Annotated in this window: 15 protein-coding genes; 5 read left to right on the top strand and 10 right to left on the bottom strand. The window is 46.5% G+C overall.

What is annotated here, in order from left to right; genetic code table 11:
- Positions 1-5: 5 nt before the first annotated feature.
- Positions 6-470, bottom strand: a complete 465-nt coding sequence (sixA, locus tag CIK04_RS17425) for a phosphohistidine phosphatase SixA (RefSeq protein WP_017420569.1) — start codon at positions 468-470, stop codon at positions 6-8.
- A gap of 316 nt (positions 471-786) precedes the next feature.
- Here sixA and CIK04_RS17415 point away from each other — a divergent pair, with 316 nt between their 5' ends.
- A complete protein-coding gene (locus CIK04_RS17415) occupies positions 787-3,564 on the top strand; it encodes an insulinase family protein (protein WP_097352799.1) in 2,778 nt (925 codons plus the stop codon).
- 122 nt (positions 3,565-3,686) lie between these two features.
- Here the strand turns inward: CIK04_RS17415 and fadJ are convergent, their stop codons facing one another.
- Together fadJ and fadI are read right to left on the bottom strand one after the other, a co-directional pair.
- Entirely contained in the window at positions 3,687-5,804 is a 2,118-nt protein-coding gene (gene fadJ / locus CIK04_RS17410; RefSeq protein WP_097352798.1) for a fatty acid oxidation complex subunit alpha FadJ, read from the bottom strand.
- A complete protein-coding gene (gene fadI, locus CIK04_RS17405) occupies positions 5,804-7,111 on the bottom strand; it encodes an acetyl-CoA C-acyltransferase FadI (protein ID WP_013571314.1) in 1,308 nt (435 codons plus the stop codon). Before fadI ends, fadJ begins: the two co-directional genes overlap by 1 nt.
- Before the next feature lie 786 nt (positions 7,112-7,897).
- On the opposite strand from fadI, the gene CIK04_RS17400 reads away from it, so the two are divergent.
- The 4 genes from CIK04_RS17400 (at position 7,898) to CIK04_RS17385 (ending at position 12,310) form a co-directional block, all read left to right on the top strand.
- Complete coding sequence (locus tag CIK04_RS17400; RefSeq protein ID WP_017420573.1) at positions 7,898-8,473, top strand: sigma-70 family RNA polymerase sigma factor; 576 nt, start codon at positions 7,898-7,900, stop codon at positions 8,471-8,473.
- The gene (locus CIK04_RS17395) at positions 8,466-9,197 is read left to right on the top strand and encodes a DUF3379 domain-containing protein (protein ID WP_097352797.1); all 732 of its coding nucleotides are present in this window, start codon (positions 8,466-8,468) and stop codon (positions 9,195-9,197) included. The genes CIK04_RS17400 and CIK04_RS17395 overlap by 8 nt, the downstream gene beginning before the upstream one ends.
- Positions 9,198-9,484: 287 nt before the next feature.
- Complete coding sequence (locus CIK04_RS17390) at positions 9,485-10,711, top strand: outer membrane protein transport protein (RefSeq protein WP_097352796.1); 1,227 nt, start codon at positions 9,485-9,487, stop codon at positions 10,709-10,711.
- Between the two features lie 300 nt (positions 10,712-11,011).
- Positions 11,012-12,310 carry an outer membrane protein transport protein gene (locus CIK04_RS17385; RefSeq protein ID WP_097352795.1) on the top strand — a complete coding sequence of 433 codons (1,299 nt, stop codon included), beginning with the start codon at positions 11,012-11,014 and terminating at the stop codon, positions 12,308-12,310.
- Positions 12,311-12,436: 126 nt separating this feature from the next.
- On the opposite strand, the gene CIK04_RS17380 is transcribed toward CIK04_RS17385, so the two are convergent.
- The 7 genes from CIK04_RS17380 to ccmD all read right to left on the bottom strand — a co-directional run bounded on the left by CIK04_RS17380 (position 12,437) and on the right by ccmD (position 18,226).
- Entirely contained in the window at positions 12,437-13,225 is a 789-nt protein-coding gene (locus CIK04_RS17380; RefSeq protein WP_038941252.1) for a VacJ family lipoprotein, read from the bottom strand.
- Between the two features lie 84 nt (positions 13,226-13,309).
- Complete coding sequence (gene ccmI / locus CIK04_RS17375; protein ID WP_011079868.1) at positions 13,310-14,524, bottom strand: c-type cytochrome biogenesis protein CcmI; 1,215 nt, start codon at positions 14,522-14,524, stop codon at positions 13,310-13,312.
- Complete coding sequence (locus tag CIK04_RS17370; protein ID WP_011150901.1) at positions 14,524-15,006, bottom strand: cytochrome c-type biogenesis protein; 483 nt, start codon at positions 15,004-15,006, stop codon at positions 14,524-14,526. Before CIK04_RS17370 ends, ccmI begins: the two co-directional genes overlap by 1 nt.
- On the bottom strand, positions 15,003-15,557 hold the full coding sequence (locus CIK04_RS17365) for a DsbE family thiol:disulfide interchange protein (protein ID WP_011079866.1): 555 nt from the start codon (positions 15,555-15,557) through the stop codon (positions 15,003-15,005). The genes CIK04_RS17370 and CIK04_RS17365 overlap by 4 nt, the downstream gene beginning before the upstream one ends.
- A gap of 1 nt (position 15,558) precedes the next feature.
- A complete protein-coding gene (locus CIK04_RS17360; RefSeq protein WP_011079865.1) occupies positions 15,559-17,541 on the bottom strand; it encodes a heme lyase CcmF/NrfE family subunit in 1,983 nt (660 codons plus the stop codon).
- Positions 17,538-18,023 (bottom strand): cytochrome c maturation protein CcmE, encoded by a 486-nt coding sequence (ccmE, locus tag CIK04_RS17355; protein WP_097352794.1) that lies wholly within the window; start codon positions 18,021-18,023, stop codon positions 17,538-17,540. The genes CIK04_RS17360 and ccmE overlap by 4 nt, the downstream gene beginning before the upstream one ends.
- Positions 18,020-18,226 carry a heme exporter protein CcmD gene (ccmD, locus tag CIK04_RS17350; RefSeq protein ID WP_017420581.1) on the bottom strand — a complete coding sequence of 69 codons (207 nt, stop codon included), beginning with the start codon at positions 18,224-18,226 and terminating at the stop codon, positions 18,020-18,022. The genes ccmE and ccmD overlap by 4 nt, the downstream gene beginning before the upstream one ends.
- Between the last annotated feature and the right edge of the window lie 10 nt (positions 18,227-18,236).

Here is an 18,236-nt window from a genome sequence, read left to right as displayed (position 1 = left end):
TCTAGCTACGGTCTTAAACTAAAACGGATTTCGCCACGATGCTGGCTCGGTTCAAACTCCACACACACCATGCCGGATGTCGGGAACATCGGCGCAGACATGTCTTTGACAAACTCCGCTGTCAAATACCCTACCAAAGGAAGGTGTGAAACCAGCAGAATCTGCTCTGGTTGCTCAACTTCAATCAGCGCGCACAAGTAATCATAAACTTGCTCAGACTGCCCATAAGGGGTGATGTCTTCACAGGTTTCCACTGCGTCGGCTTGAAAATAACCACTGATTTCTTGCCAAGTTTGTTGCGCTCGTAGGTAAGGGCTAACAAGAACCTTATCAAAATGTGTGATGCCATGTTCGGCACACGCTTTCGCTACGGTCTCCGATTCTAGACGACCACGAGTGGTTAAGGCTCGTTGCGCATCACTGTCGGCGAAATGTTCCGCTTCACCGTGACGCATAATTAGTACTTTCATGTAATATCCTTGGACTCAATTCGGATCATTATCATTTGACGCGTTTAGGCGCTTGCATTCTTCTTTGCATTTTTCGATCCGCTTTGCGCTGCCATCACAGCACAATGACGAGTATTTATTTGATGATCTTATTCGACTCAGCCGCGACAATTATATCAATTCACTTGCTAAAGACTTCGACTTTCTTAACAATCTGTTAAAGAGAGGTACGCAAAGCGTTATCAATCTCAATATTCGCCATGGAAATACCACAGAGAATTTGCACCCGCTCTTTTCAGGTTCATAATAACAATATTGACATTTTCGGAGACGCAACGTGCACTTAAGTCCAAATGACACTCATCACTATCGTTACTTGACGCTCGATAACCAGTTGAGAGTTTTGCTGATCAGCTCCGAAGACGCCACCAAATCAGCTGCGGCTCTTGCGGTCAATGTCGGGCATTTTGATGATCCTATCGAACGAGAAGGCCTTGCCCATTATCTTGAACACATGCTGTTTTTGGGGACGGAAAAATACCCTAAAGTAGGCGATTTTCAAAGTTATATTAACCAGCATGGCGGCAGCAATAATGCTTGGACGGGGACTGAACATACTTGTTTCTTTTTTGACGTCAGCGCCAATGTTTTTGAAAAAGCGCTAGACCGATTTAGTCAGTTTTTTGTCGCGCCTTTGTTTAACGAAGAGGCTCTGGATAAAGAACGCCAAGCGGTCGAATCGGAATATCGTCTAAAATTGAACGACGACTCAAGACGCTTCTATCAAGTTAATAAGGAAGTGGTTAATCCGAATCATCCCTTTGCAAAATTTTCCGTCGGTAACTTGGAAACGCTCAACGACAGAGATGGCATTTCCATTCGCCAAGAGATCGTAGACTTCTATCGCACTCATTATTCATCCGATTTAATGACCTTGACTATCTATGGGCCACAAAGTCTTGATCAACTGCAAACATGGGCAGAAGAAAAATTCGGATCCATCACCAACAACCATTTAGCGGGTAAATCGATAGCCGTACCCATCAGTGATGAAAACAGCACAGGCATTTTGGTGAACATTGAGCCGCTCAAAGAGATACGTAAGCTCATTATGACATTTCCTCTGCCAGGCATGGATCATCACTACTCAACCAAACCGCTTTCCTACTTTGCCCATCTGCTTGGTTATGAGGGAGAAGGCAGTTTGATGCTCAAACTGAAAAACAAAAACTGGGTGACCTCTCTCTCTGCTGGCGGTGGCGCTGCTGGCAGTAATTACCGTGATTTCACCGTCAGTTGTACTTTGACGAAAGACGGGCTCGCCCATACCGATGAGATTATTCAAGCCGTCTTCCAGTATATTCGTTTGATCAAAGCAGAAGGGCTTGAAGAGTGGCGATACAAGGAAAAACAAGCGGTACTTGAGTCTGCATTTCGCTTCCAAGAGCCCTCTCGACCGCTCGACATGGTCAGTCATTTGGTGATTAACATGCAGCATTACGCTGCGGAAGACACCATCTATGGCGACTATAAAATGGCGAAGTACGATGAGGCACTGCTGCGCTCTTTGTTTGACTATTTTACCGTTGAAAATCTGCGCGTAACGTTGATAGCAAAAGGCTTTGAGGCAGACAAAGAAGCGGCATGGTACTTCACCCCATACCGTGTTACGCCTTTTAGTGGCGAGCAAAAACAAAACTACGCGCAAATTAACCCAGGTTGGGGGTTTGAGCTTCCAGCGCGAAACCCATTTATCTGTTACGAACTGGATCCCAATCCGCTCGAAGCGGATGAAACCCTGCCACAGTTGATTGAAGATCTTGAAGGGTTCCGCCTCTGGCACTTACAGGACACCGAATTTAAAGTACCTAAAGGGGTGCTTTACGTGGCGATAGACAGCCCTCACTCGGTTTCTTCGGCGAAGAATATTGTCAAAACCCGACTGTGTGTTGAGATGTTCCTCGACTCGTTGGCCAAAGAAACTTATCAAGCCGAAATTGCCGGAATGGGGTACAACATGTACGCTCATCAAGGCGGTGTCACCCTAACGCTCTCGGGTTTCTCACAAAAACTGCCACAGCTGCTTGAGATGATCCTCAAGCGCTTTGCAACGCGAGATTTCAGCCCGATTCGATTTGACAACATCAAAAAACAATTGCTCCGCAGTTGGCGAAATTCGGCGCAAGATCGTCCTATTTCTCAACTATTTAATGCAATGACAGGCATTCTACAGCCAAACAACCCTCCCTTTTCCAAGCTCATTGAAGCCTTACAGGAGATTGAAGTGGAAGAGTTGGCCGAGTTCGTCGATGAAATATTGGCAGAGCTTCACGTGGAAATGTTTGTCTATGGTGATTGGCAACGACAGCAAGCTCATGACATGGCAACAACTCTCAAAAATGCGCTGCGTGTTAAAGAACAACGCTACGAAGAAGCCTTGCGTCCACTGATTATGCTTGGTGCAAATGGCAGCTTCCAACGAGAAGTGGAATGTGGCCAACAGGACTCTGCGGTGGTGATTTATCATCAATGTGAAGACACCTCACCTCACAGCATTGCACTTTACTCTTTGGCTAATCACTTGATGTCTGCAACCTTTTTCCACGAAATTCGCACTAAACAGCAACTTGGTTACATGGTGGGAACCGGCAACATGCCATTAAACAAACACCCTGGTATCGTGCTGTATGTGCAATCGCCAAACTCAGCACCAGCGGAATTAGTGCGCTCTATTGATGAATTTTTGAATGCGTTTTACATGGTGTTGCTAGAGCTCAATGAATATCAATGGCACAGCAGTAAGCGCGGACTCTGGAACCAAATCTCCGCACCAGACACCACCTTACGCAGTAGAGCGCAACGTTTGTGGGTTGCCATCGGCAATAAAGACATTGAGTTCAATCAGCGCGAGAAAGTGCTCGAGGAGCTGAAAAACTTAACGCGTGCCGACATGATCCGCTTTGTGGTAAATGAACTCAAACCAAGAACAGCGAATCGTTTAGTGATGCATACACAAGGTATCGCCCACGCCGATGCACCGAAAATTCACCTTGGTCAGGAAATTGGCTCGATTGAAGAGTTTCAGCTAAGGCCAAAAGATGTCGGCCTCGGTTAGCATTCAATCTGGTTTAGATATTGAGCAAAGAAACAAGCAGGCAAACAAAGAAGCAAACAAAACAGGCTACCCGAGAGTAGCCTGTTTTACTTTTTGCACTAAACCATTGGCTGGTTTAGAAACTAGTTGTCATAAAAACGACGTCCTTCTCCCGCACGCGTGAGTAAGCCATCACACGGCGCAAAGCGATCGCCATATTTCTCTGCGAATTGGTTCATTTTCTCTACCAACTCCTTCAAACCAAATTGGTCCATATAACGGAACGGGCCACCTAGGAAAGGAGGGAAACCGATACCAAAAATAGCCCCAATGTCACCATCGCGAGGAGAACGAATAATGCCATCATCCAAGCAGCGTACCGCTTCGTTGAGCATTGGCAGCACACAACGAAGCGCAATGTCATTGTCGCTCAGCTTAGACTCTGGGGTGAGTTTCAGCAGTTTGTAAACGGACTTATCCACCTCTTTCTTCTTGCCTTTATAGGTGTAGAAGCCTTTTCCACTCTTGCGACCTTTGCGGCCATCATTGAGAAGCACATCAAACACATCTGGCCCTTTAAAGCGAGCACCCAACTCAGCAACAAGGATAGGCATGATCTTCGCACCAATATCCACACCCACTTCATCCAGCAAAGTAATTGGGCCTACCGGGAAGCCAAAATCCAACAACGCGGTGTCGATCTTATCGATCGGCTCATTTGCTAGCAAAATGTGCGCAGATTCGTTCATGTACGGCGCAAGAATTCGGTTCACATAGAAACCCGCTTGGTCTTTCACCACAATCGGCGTTTTGCCTTGTTTCTTCGCCAAAGCGACCACTGTGGCAATGGTCTCTTCCGACGTTGATTCATGCGGAATGACTTCCACCAATGGCATTTTCTCTACCGGACTAAAGTAGTGCAAACCCACAATGTTCTCAGGCCTCTGTGCCTTCTCGGCAATTTTATGGATTGGCAAAGAAGAGGTATTCGTTGCGAAGATAGTCTCCGACTTCGCATTTGCTTCAATATCCGCCACCATTTGTTGCTTGAGCGACAGATCTTCAAAGACCGCCTCAATCACCACATCGGTGCGATTAAAGCTGGTGAAATCGGTTCCTCCGCTCAATTGCAGCATTTTGCTCTGCAGTTGCGCTTTGGAGAGAATGCGGCGTTTGCGCTGCTTATCAAACAACTTGTAGTTGTATTTCAAGGCGTTCAGAACGCCGTCATCGCTGACGTCTTTAATGCGTACTGGCACTTTGGCTTTCGCCACACTGACGTGACTGATACCCGCGCCCATCAAGCCACCACCAAGCACGCCGACCATTCCGACTTTACTTGGTTTTGCTTCACTGCCCGTTTCTTTTTTCATTTCCGTAGTGGCAAAGAAAATCGAACGTAAAGCCTTCGACTCGTTGCTCATGACCAACTCACCAAAGCGCTTCGCTTCCAGCTCCAAGCCCTGCTTCATTCCTTTTTCAAGGCCATGCTGGATGACTTGCAAGATGGCGACAGTCGCTGGGTAGTTACCACGTGTTTTTTCGTGCGTTTTTTTCGCCGCTTGTTCAAACACAAACTTACGCCCTAGCCCACTCCCAGAGAGCAATTTCTCTTTTGTCGTCACCTTTTGTTTTGCGCGCTTCTTGCCTTTTTCAACAAACTGCTTTGCCACATCCAACAAAATAGTTTGTGGCACACAAGCGTCAACAACGCCCAATTTTTTGGCTTTATTGGCTCGAAGCTGTTTACCCGTCAGGATAAGATCCAATGAAGGAAGAAGACCAATCAAACGAGGGAGACGCTGAGTACCACCAGAACCCGGTAATAGACCAAGCTGGACTTCTGGCAAACCAAGACGAGTGGCGTCGTCGTCACTACACACACGAAAATCACACGCTAACGCCAATTCCAAACCGCCACCCAGACACGGGCCGTGGATTGCAGCCACCACTGGATAAGGCAAATCAGAAAGTTGTTGAAATAACTCTTGTCCTTGGCGTGCAAGGGCTTCTGCTTCAGGCGCCGTTTTGCACGCTTCTAGCATTCGCACATCCGCGCCTGCAACAAAGTTGTCAGGTTTCAACGAATGAACGATCAACCCTTTTAGGCCACTGCTGTCTTTCAGTTGAGCAAAAATCGCCTTCATTTCATCGGCAAAAGCCGCTTGAAGGGTATTCATTTTTTCGTTTGGAACATCAATGCCAAGCCATGCAATGTTCTGCTCATCAATCTTTAGATTAAACGCTTTTTGCTCACTCATTATTCAACCTCCAGAATCATCGCAGCACCCAAACCACCAGCCGCACAAGCCGTGTTCAGCGCTAAACCACCGCCACGACGTTTCAACTCACGCAACGTTTGCGTCATCATGCGTGCGCCCGTTGCCGCAAAAGGGTGACCATAAGCAATGGAACCGCCGAGCACATTAAACTTGTCCATATCAATCTCACCCATCGCTTTTGAGCGGCCAAGATTCTCTTGAGCAAATTTATCTGAAGCAAACATTTTCACGTTCGCCAGTGCCTGCGCTGCAAACGCTTCATGCATGTCAATCAGAGTGAGATCAGAAAGCGCTAGACCTGTATTTTGTAGAACTTTCGACGTGGCGTAAGAGGGCCCCATCAACATATCGCTCTCAACGCCGATCGCTGAGAAAGCATAACCTCGGATGTAACCAAGGATCTCCATACCCAATTCTTTGGCACGGCCTTCACGCATCAATAACACCGCTGCAGCACCATCGGTTAGCGGTGTACTGTTTGCCGCGGTCACACTGCCATATTGACGGTCAAACGCTGGACGAAGTTTGGCATAGCCTTCTAAGGTAGAGTCATGACGAATATTATTGTCTTCCGCTATCCACTTCTTATACGGCTCTGGGAATGCCGTCATCACCTCACCGGCGATCTTTCCGTCACGCCACGCTTGCGACGCTAACGTGTGAGAACGATGCGCCAGCGCATCTTGCTCAGCACGCGTGATGCCATGCGTTTTTGCCATTTGCTCTGCGGTTTGGCCCATAGAGAGCCCTGTAGAATACTCCGCAACAGCAGGGGGTACCGGCATGAGATCTTTCAGTCCCAAACCAGAAAGCACTTTCAGTTTTTGGCCCAACGTCTTGGTTTTGCTTAACGCCAACAAACTCGCAGCAAGCTTTTTCGAGACACCGATAGGCAAGACAGAAGAAGAATCCGCACCACCGGCAATACCAATATCAATCGCTCCAGCCATAATACTTTCTGCCACGTTCACCGCCGATTGGAAACTGGTGGCACACGCTCTGGTGACACTGTAGGCATCCGTATGAATGTTCATGCCCGTCCCCAACACGATTTCACGAGCAATGTTTGGTGCTTCCGGCATTTGAACTACTTGGCCAAACACCACTTGCTCAATCAGCTTCGGATCAATATCAGTACGCGCTAACAAATCGCTAACAACCATTTTTCCTAGGTCGACAGCTGGCACCTGACTAAATTCTGTACTTTGACGAGCGAAGGGAGTTCTTAACCCCGCGACGATAGCAACACGCTCGCCCTGACGTGTTTTCACTTCCTGCTTGCCCATTGTTTCTCCTTAATAACAAGAGGTCTGACCTGATGCATTGTAATCAGTTTGTTAAATTTATCAAACATGCGTTTAAATAAACGTGAGGTTAGTAGATCTATTATTCTAATCTCTCTGCATGCTTATTTTTATTTCAATAACTTACAGACAATTATCAACCAGAATGTCAACGGCAGGTAGTTGAGAGGCAAAAAAAACCACACAGTACTGTGTGGTTGGAATTGGTATAAAACAATTAACTTACGCCAATTGAAAATAATCAGTTTCCTGATTAGGAGAAAGTAAAGTCAGCCTTCAAAAGGAAGTGTCATCTTGCTCAACACGCTAACCCAAAGGGTTAACTAGATGACAGGGTTTACTATAGCCAGTTTGTCGCTACAGATTTTGAATTAGATCAATTTTATGGTGATTTAGCGCTAACTGGTGCGTATACAAAGCGTTATTCCTGACTTTCCCTGATCTTTATCATCTAAATTGCACTTTATTTCTATTGTTCTTAGCTTACGAATTGGGTTACGAACGAGTGCTCGCAACACTTTTCGCCAGGTTTCGTCCCATTTAGGTGTAAAATTATCGATATGCTAAATAGAACTCTTCTCCAACAATAAGGTCCAATGGGACTCCGACGTTAAAGCGGAATCAAAATCTTGTTTGTTATACAACAGATAATTGTAATATTTCTTTTATCAATATTTACGTTAGACTAGGTGTCGGGCTCGCTTGATTGATAAAACAGATAGGAATCATACGATTAAAAATGCATTCCTATTCCCACACAGAGCAGGTATGGAGGCTTCTGTGGCAATATTTGAATTATTCCGAAAGAAAACGTCTGACGCTCCGGTCAATACGGAAATGGACAGACAAAGAAAATACGAAGCACTTGTACGAGCCTATCATCGAGATTTGTACCGTTACGCTTACTGGCTTTGCAAAGATCAATCCATTGCCGAAGATCTTGTGCAAGAGACCTGCCTTAGAGCGTGGAAATCTTTAGATAGCCTACAAGATGAAAAAGCCGCAAAATCTTGGCTCATTACGATTTTGAGACGAGAGAATGCACGTCGTTTTGAAAGAAAACAGTTCGATCTCGTGGATATTGATGACTATGGCAACGATGCTAAAGTCACTGATGATGAACACCACCAGCAAGAATGGTTGCAAGCGCAAATTATGAAGTTAGACGTGGAATATCGTGAGCCACTGTTTCTCCAAGTTGTGGGGGGATTTAGCGGTGAAGAGATTGGAGATATCCTTGATCTCAATAAAAATACGGTAATGACGCGTCTGTTTCGTGCAAGAAATCAGTTGAAAGAGCTGTTAGACTCAGACCAAACTCAAAGGGGGCAAAAAAATGGATGATTTAGAATTTCGTCGCCGTATTTTGTCGGACCCGAAAAGCCGTGACGAAGAAGTTTTGCAAGCGCTCAACAGCAGCGATTCCAATGCAAAATTTGCTGAAGATGTGCTGGATTTGGATGCACAAATCAAACAAGCAATGAAAGTGGATGTGCCTGAAGAGCTTGTTGACAAAATCTTGTTTAAACAAACTTCTTACGCGAGTGATGATAAAATTGTCAGGCCGAATTTCGTCCGTAAAGCAATGGCGCTAGCCGCTTCATTTGCCTTCACGGCAGGCTTATTGGTCGGTCAAATTAACTGGGGTAACCTCATTGTGACACCTGCGCAAGCGAGCTTAGCAGATACAGCGATGAAACACGTGATCGCAGAAAGTGGCTTTGTGCGACACATCGATGAGCAAGTGACCTCCGTACAGATCAACGCTAAGTTATCGCCACTGGATTACTACTTTGATGCAAACTTCCCATACCACGTTTATTACCTGAATCACTGTGGTTTTGGTCATGCCAATGCATTGCATATGATTTTCCAAGGAGATAAAGGCAAGATCACGCTGTTTATCGCGCCAATTAAGAGCCCAGCAGAAGCGGATTTCGCCAAAGACGGGATGAATGGCATTATCGTTCCTATTGGCGATACCAGCTTGATCTTGGTGGGAGAAAATGGCGAAGACACCAAAAAATTTGCTGAAAAGCTCGCACCTATGATTAAACCTCTTGTTTAGTCAGTATTTCGCCGACAAAAGCCGCAAGTTACTGCTAACTTGCGGCTTTTTGCATTATTAATCCACACGAAACCATTCACCAAACCCATATCGCTAGAGTTAAAACTCTATTTTGTGCGCTTTAGACGCCATTTCCTGCCAGATAACCGCCAGTTTTGCAATTTTCACCCATTTTAGGTCAATGGTCGGATTTGTATCTGCTACTCTTACGACTAGGATCAGCCACCACTGAGCAATTGCTCAAAAACAACGCCCATTTAGAGGCGGCAACAAAAAGGAATAATCAAATGACTCAGAACATGCGTCTGTTTAATAAGTCTCTCCTAGCAGTGACTGTTGCATTGGCTTCAGGCCAAACAATGGCAGCAGGTTTCCAAATTAACGCGCAATCTGCAACAGGTATCGGCCGCGCATTCGCCGGCGATGCAGTCATTGCAGATAACGCCGCCGTAATGGCACGCAACCCAGCCGCTATGGCGCTTTTTGATGAAAAAGCCCTATCGCTTGGTTTTGAAAGCATTACTTCAATGATTGAAGTGAAAGATGCAAGGTATCAAGGTTTAACCGCTCCAGCAGGTAAAGAATCGAACTATGATGATGCTGGCGATACCTCTATTGCGCCAAATATTCACTTTATCATGCCAGTAAACGATAAGTTTGCTTGGGGTATTAACGCCTATTCAAACTTTGGTACTAAAACAGAGTTTGATGACAGTTTTGTTGCTCGCGAGTATGGCGGCCTGACGGATGTGAAAAGCGCCAACTTTGGCTTAGCAGGCTCATATCGCCTTAACGAGCAATGGAGCTTCGGTGCTGGTTTAGACATCATCTACGGCCAAGGCACAATGAAACGTCAACATGCTCTAATCGGCACTTTAGTCGACGTAGACAAAGCAGACGGCTGGGCTGTGGGTTTCAATGTGGGTACTGTATTTGAACTAGATGAAAACAACCGTTTTGGTTTCTCTTACCGCTACAGCCCAGAAATGGAAGCGGAAGATGACAAAGGCCAAAAGATCACTCTACCACTACCAGATATGGCGGAGTTTTCGGGTTACCACAAAATTACCGACACCAAGTTTGCGGTTCACTACTCTATCCAATACATTGGCTGGGGCACGTTTGATAAAATTGAGTTCCGTAACTTAAAAGACAACTCACCTGCAATCGGTGCAAGTTACGACAAAGCTTATGAATGGCAAGACGGTTGGCACTACGCTATTGGTGGTACTTACTACCTAAACAACGACTGGACGCTACGTGCTGGTTACATGTATGACACCAGTGCACAAGATTCACTAACATCGGTTTCAGTGCCTGATTCAGATCGTCAATGGCTATCGACAGGCTTTACTTACCACATTGATACTAAATCTAACGTGGACTTTGGCTTTACCTACCTGATGGGTGATGATGTTAAGGTTAATGAATCTATCACCGGCGTGTCATCACTAACGGCCACAACTCACGCAGACGCCATCTTGTTCGGCTTACAATATAGCCGTACTTTCTAATAGAAAATTAGAGAAAACCTCTGTGCTAAAGGGCTGGTCCACCAGCCCTTTTTCTTTATTATCCCTTCTATATCTCACTACTTCAGAGCACAACTGTTTGCTGGATTGGCCATTTCATTACACGCGTGTACGCTCAAATTTCAAAACAAGCCGATAACAAATAGCATATTCAATCACCCAATCTCTCTTTTATAGGCAATTAGTCTGAATACACTGTTTTATTGGCATTTGGTTTTTAAAGCTTTTGCTCTAGATCTACAATTCGTCCCCACATATTCACTAATATCAGCGAACAACATAATGAAAACCAACAAGACTCTCCTATCAACAGCAGTGGCTTTTGGCCTACTTTCTAGTGCAAACCTTGCAAATGCAGCAGGCTTCCAGCTAGCAGAATACTCGGCAACAGGCCTTGGCCGCGCATACGCTGGTGAAGCAGCGATGGCAGACAACGCAAGCGCACAATGGCGCAACCCGGCGATGCTGACCTACCTAGAGGGTACACAAGTCTCTGTTGGCGCGATTTATGTCAATCCGAATATTGATGTGGAAGGCGAAGTTCGTCATCCGATGCTCGGTAATACTGCGGCAAGCTCTGAAGATTTTGCCCACGACGCAATTATTCCAAACCTTTACATCTCTCATCGTTACAATGACCAACTTGCGATTGGTTTTGCACTAGGCACCAACTACGGTATGGAAACTGACCTAGGTAAAGATTTCGCTGCCTCTCACTTTGGTAACGAAGCGAGCGTAATCAGTAAAGAAGCGAACTTAAACCTAGCTTACCAACTGAATGAGCAGTTCAGCATTGGTGGTGGTGTTCGCTACATTATTGCCGAAGGTAGCTTTGGCGCAACCGCACCAAAAACGAACATCCTCAACCTACCACAAGGCACCACGTTAAAATACATGGAAGGTGATGACACCGCTTGGGGTTGGCAAGTAGGTTCGGCATGGCAGATCAACGAGAATCACCGTGTTGGCTTTACGTATAAATCTGAAGTTGAACTGAAATTAGAAGGTCACGCAGAAGGCGTTGGTTTTGGGTTTGGTACGACTATCCCTAAATCACGTGACAACGGGTACATGTACCTTACTTTGCCAGCGACAGCAGAACTCGCAAGTTTCCACCAGTTGACAGAAAAACTCGCTATGCATGCAAGTTTCAACTGGACAGACTGGAGCTCTTTCGAGAAGTTGGAAGCTCATATGGAAACCGCGGGTACTCAAATGGTTAAAGAAGAGTACTGGGAAGACAACTACCGCTTTGCTGTTGGTGCGACATACCAATTACAGCCTAAGTTGGCACTAAGAACCGGTATTGCTTATGACACCTCAGCCGTGAGCGATAAAAACCGTACCATCACCATTCCAGAAACGGATCGTACTTGGTTGAGCGTTGGTGCAACTTACGATTGGACTCAGAACTTCACACTAGACGCAGGCTTCACCTACATCATTGCGAAAGATGCGCCAATTAAGGAATCACGTGGTTACGAATCGGATGACAAAGCACAAGCTATTGGCGGTCAGTTTGTCGGCGAAACCACGGGTAACGTGTGGCTAATTGGTGTTCAAGCGAACTACCGCTTCTAATCTCGTTCATACGCAGATCCAAAAGGGCTTAGTGTTGACTAAGCCCTTTTTCATTTTCGCTATCTGCGGATTTTTTAGTCGCGCATTGGGTTTGAGAGGACTAAGAACACCATCTTTAGTCGACGACTAATACTCGTCTAAATACTCATCAAGCAACGCTTCTTCCTCTTCATCCACTTCCTCTTTTTTGATCTCCGCTTTGAATGCTTGTCGCTGGAGATACACTTCACGAGTTAACGCGTAAGGATCCGGAGAGGCCTCTAACTGCCCTTCTTGATTCACGAGTAAGGCGCGTTTTTCCATTCCTTCTAGCGCCCATTTACCCAGCCCAGCCCAAAAATTGAGGTACACCAGAGGAACATACATACCATCAACGGTATCTGTCACTTCCCTTACGGTGTAAGGACCATAGCCAGGGATCATCAAATATGGACCATTACCAACGCCATAGTGGCCGACGGCGTCGCTAAACGCTTTTTCATCATGCTTGGTGATGCCAGCTGCAGAGGCAATGTCGATCAAACCGAGCAAGCCAAAGGTCGAGTTAATCCAGAAACGGTTAAAGTGGTCCACGGCTCGCTGCCCATTTCCCATAATGATGTTATTCACCATGCTGGAAGGCTCATCGAGGTTAGAGAGGAAATTGGCGACGCCGACTCTTACTGGCCCAGGCGTGTACTCAACGTAAGCTAAAGAGACAGGACGCACGATATAAGGGTCAAGATAATCGTAGTTGATGGTCCACATTGAGCGGTTAAACGACTCAAACGGATCGCCTTCATAGTGGTGTTGTGCTGATGCCTCATCGTTCTGCTCTTGTTGCTCGTCTGGCACACTTGAACATCCAGCCAAGCCGAACAAGAGTAGTAATAGTGTCGCGAGAGACTTCCCCTTGTAATGCATTTTTATTTCCATTTCGTTGGCAACTATTTTGCCGATAGATAAAAATCAAGGCCAGTATTCACTGACCTTGATGATTCTACTTGATAGCCAACAAGATTAATATTGATTATTAATACTGACTGTCACTGGTGTTCCTAACGCAACGGGTTCGCTTTCGCCATACCAGTCACCGTCACGAGTTGCCACGTTACCATCACTATCGATACGGGCACGAACCATCAGCTCACTTAAACTAGAAAGCTTTTGTCCTTGCATCATGCTATTGCCATCATCCAATACCACGGTACGAGGGAATGTCCCCAGTGGGTAACGAGCCGCAGCAACGGGCATTGGTGAGCCATCCGCATTATGTATAGAGACGATCAGCACTGAGTTCGGATCCGCCTGCACTTGCGGGCTAAGCTCGATGGTAACGGCAACGCTCTTACCTGTGGCGACATTCTCGCCCATACGCTGCTTGGCACTTTCAATACTGCGTGCCAACATTTCGTATCGGCTGTCTTCTGGACCAATCATTTGTTGCATGATGCTCCAGTACTTAATGGCTGCAGCAAAGTCTTGACGTTCAAATGCATCAAATGCCAGCAAAGAGAATACGCGTAAGTCAACATAGTCTTCGCGAACCAACTGGCTCAAAATCGAACGTGCCGTATTTTGGTCCATTTCGTCTTGTGACAGCATCAGTGCCTGTGCGTAACCCAGTTTGATGTCAGCATCTTCTGGTTGCAGATCAAACGCTTTTTGCATCGCATCAATCGCAGTGTTGACGTCACGATTCGCCAGAGCAATACGGCCTAGTAACAACCACCCTGTCGCATCATCAGGCTGATAATGCAAGCGTGTACGCAATGCTAAAGTCAGGTCTTCCATTTCATCGTCGCTTAAAGGCTCTGCGCTGGAAGACATCAATTTTTTCGAAAGCTCAGGCAAGTTCGCATTCACTTCTTGCCATTTCACCACATCTTGATAGGCACCAAACTTGATGTATAGACCATAGCTTAGCGCGACAGTCAAAATCACCGATGGGATCAAGACCGCCATGGGCGAAATTTTGCTTTCTGCTTGTTTCTTTTCTCCCGGTACATCATCGAGCAGCGATTGTTTCAGGTCAGCAATCAAATCTTGCTGATCTTCAACCAACCCTTCTGATGTTTCTTCCTCAAGTTCAGAGAGACGATCTTTATAGAAAGCTTTATTCAGCTCGTCGCGTAATATGTCGTCATTATTGGCTTTTTGCTTTAACAACGGCATTGCAATCAATGCGCACGCCACCAAAGTAAGCGCGACAGTGGATAACCAAAAAAGAGTCATTATTGTTTGTCTCCGTTGTTCTCTTCGTCTAATAACGCTTTAAGACGAGCTTCTTTTTCAGCATCCCATGCCTCATCCTCGGCTTGGTTGGCTGTTTTGCGCTTACGGCTTCTCAAAACAATCAAAGTAAAACCAATGACAATCACTCCAATGGGCCCTAGCCACAAAATGGATGTTGCTGGTGTCAGTGGTGGGTTGTAAGTCACGAAGTTTCCGTAGCGAGCAATCATGTAATCAACGATTTCTTGCTTAGACTTGCCTTCTTTGGTCATCTCATACACTTTCTGACGCAAATCTTGAGCCAACTCGGCATTGGAGTCAGAAATGGTGTTGTTCTGACACTTCGGACAGCGCAAGGTATGCCCTAACTCTTTGAACTGTTGTTCTTGCTGAAGATTATCAAACTCATACACCTCAATCGCTGCGTGTGCCGCGAGCGAGAAGGTAATAGCAGCCAAAAAGGCTAAAAGAAGCTTTTTCATTGTTTCGCCTCCTCGACCAATTTGTTGTAGAGCGGCTCCAGCGTTTCAGCCCAGTTACGCGGGTTGACATCCCCAACATGACGGTAACGAATCACGCCATTCGCATCGATAATGAAGGTCTCCGGTGCACCGTAAACACCAAGATCGAGACCAAGCATGCCATTGCCATCAAACAAACTAATGAGGTATGGATTGCCTAAGTCATTCAACCAACCCACCGCTTTGGTGCGATCATCTTTGTAGTTCATACCGATGATCTTGACGCCTTTGCCAGCAAGTTCGTTGAGGTATTGGTGCTCGGCGTAACACGTCGGGCACCAAGTCGCCCAAACATTCAGCAGCAGCGGTTCGCCTTTGAAAACCGACTGATCGTAGAGTTTTCCTGGCTCAGCCAGATCTTCTAGCTTAAAAGTTGGGACTGGCTTGCCCACCAAAACCGATTCCAACTTGGTTGGGTCATCGCCTTGTTGGTTTTTAACCAACTGAGTGGCAAAAACCACAGCCAGCGCCATAAAGGCAAACAACGGTATAAACAGAATTTTCTTGTTCATCTTATGCCTCTTGCTCATTTAGCTTGGTTTTCGTCTCGGCTTTGTTGCTTTTACGGAAACGGTAACGCCTGTCTGACATGGCCAACAAGCCGCCAAACGACATAATCAGAGAACCTGCCCAGATCCAACGCACAAACGGTTTGTAGTAAATACGAACAGCCCAAGAACGGTTGTCTTCCAAGCGCTCACCCATTGCAATATAGAGATCTCGCGTGATGCCACGGTCAATTGCTGCCTCGGTCATCATTGACTTCGCAGTGCGATAAAAACGCTTTTCCGCATGCAATGTATTGACGTACTGGCCGTTATGAGTGATTTCAAAATCTGCGATATAGCCGTCGTAGTTCGGACCATCTTTGTCACGAAGACCTGAGAAATAGAAATCGTAACCCTGAATTTGGAAATGCTCGCCAGGCGCCAAACGCACGTCGCGTTCAATACTGTAGTTTTGCACCATCGCAATACCAATCACCGTCACTGCGAGACCAACATGGCCGAGCATCATTGCCCAGTGACTGCGTTGTAGCTTACGTACGCCAGTCAAGAATGGATGACGATGCGTTGCACGTTCATAAAGCTCGAAGCCGTGCATTGCGATGATCCAGATGGCCATCACCCAGCCGATGTATGCCATCACATCGAAGAAATCCGCGAACAGATAAACGCACAGGTAGCCCAATGCAAACGCCAGCACACCAGAAATGGCCATTGGCTTAATCAGGTGTGAAAGTTGGTCACGCTTCCAACGAATCAGAGGGCCAATACCCAATAAGAACGCAAAAGGCATCATCAGCCATGCAAATAGCATGTCGAAGAACGGTGCTCCGATAGAAACCGAGCCTAAACCAATTTGCTTGTGCACTAATGGCAAAAGCGTACCCACCAGCACAACCACTAAGGCGGCAATCAACAGTACGTTGTTTGCCAGTAACGCATTCTCTCGAGAAACCAAGTCAAAATTACCACGCACGCGCACCGCAGCACCTTTAACCGCAAACAGCAGCAAGGAACCGCCAATCACAAAGACGAGGAAACCAAGAATAAACATGCCACGAGAAGGATCGGACGCAAACGCGTGTACCGAAACCAAGATGCCTGAACGGACTAAGAAAGTACCCAACAAGCTTAATGAGAACGCAGAGATCGCCAGTAGCACTGTCCACGCTTTAAAGGTGCCGCGTTTTTCGGTAACCGCAAGTGAGTGCATTAGCGCGGTACCCGCAAGCCAAGGCATGAAAGAGGCGTTTTCTACTGGATCCCAGAACCACCAACCACCCCAGCCAAGCTCGTAGTATGCCCACCAAGAGCCAAGTGCAATACCTAATGTTAGGAAAACCCATGCAGCGGTTGTCCACGGGCGAGACCAACGAGCCCACGCAGTGTCAAGACGACCAGTCATCAGCGAGGCAATCGCAAAAGAGAATGCCACAGAGAAGCCAACGTAACCCATGTAGAGCATAGGTGGGTGAACAATCAAACCCGGGTCTTGCAACAGTGGGTTTAGATCGCGACCATCGACTGGGAAGAATGGCAACGTACGCAAGAATGGGTTTGAGGTAACGATAATAAACAGTAGGAAGCCAACTGAAATCATCCCCATCACAGCAAGTACTCGCGCCACAGATTCTTGTGGCATACCGCGACTGAACGTGGCCACGGCGACCGTCCATGCGGCTTGGATAAGTACCCATAGCAACAATGAACCTTCATGCGCACCCCACACCGCGGTAAGGCGATAATACCAAGGTAACTGACTATTTGAGTTGCTTGCGACGTATTGTAACGTGAAGTCATTGGCATAGAAGCCGTAGCTCAGCACGATGAAAGAGATAAACAGCATGATGAACATTGCCCAAGAGAGCGGACGTGCACTGTTCATTAGCATGGTGTTGTTGTTTGAGGCTCCCCACAGGGGCAGCAAGCTCAATAATACCGCCATCGCCAGTGAGACGATGAGGGCAAAGTGACCGATTTCAGCAATCATTGGCCGCTTCCTTGTTTTTGTTCTTCAGAGTATTGAAGCGGTGCATGCGTTTTTTTCATCGCTTCTGCGATTTCTGGTGGCATGTACTCTTCATCATGTTTTGCTAAAACTTCAAACGCTTCAACCGTCGTGGCATCTTTTAATACACCTTGAGCAACGATACCTTGCCCTTCACGGAACAAATCGGGCAGGATGCCTTCGTACTCGATGGTCACTTTAGGACCCACATCCGCAAGATCAAAGCGTACTTTGAGAGATTCTGGAGCGCGTCTCACAGACCCCATCACCACCATTCCACCAATACGTAGGCGCTGACCAACTTCTGGCTTAGTGCCATCATCTTTGCCATTCACCAATTCGGTTGGGGTATAGAAAAGATCCATGTTTTGGTTCAAGGCGTAGATCATCAAACCGATAGTGGCACTGACACCGATTAAAATCGCTAAAATAATCCCCAGTCTCTTTTGACGTCTTGGATTCATAGGGTGTTCTCCATATTCTTCGCGGCATCGATACGTGCCTGACGATCTATCTTCGCTTTTACTTCTTTAAGAAGCGCATCGCTACGACGTAAGCTACTGATCAATAGAATCAGCATGGACAAAAAGGTAATACCAAAAGCGCCCCATACGTAAGAAGCGTACCCACCCATAGCAAAAAATTCGCTCAGAGATTCAAAATGCATGATCTAAAAC

This window comes from Vibrio sp. 03_296 (genome assembly GCF_002265885.1).
The sequence above is the reverse complement of the archived record's forward strand: the minus strand, read 5'-3'. Positions and strand labels throughout refer to the sequence as shown.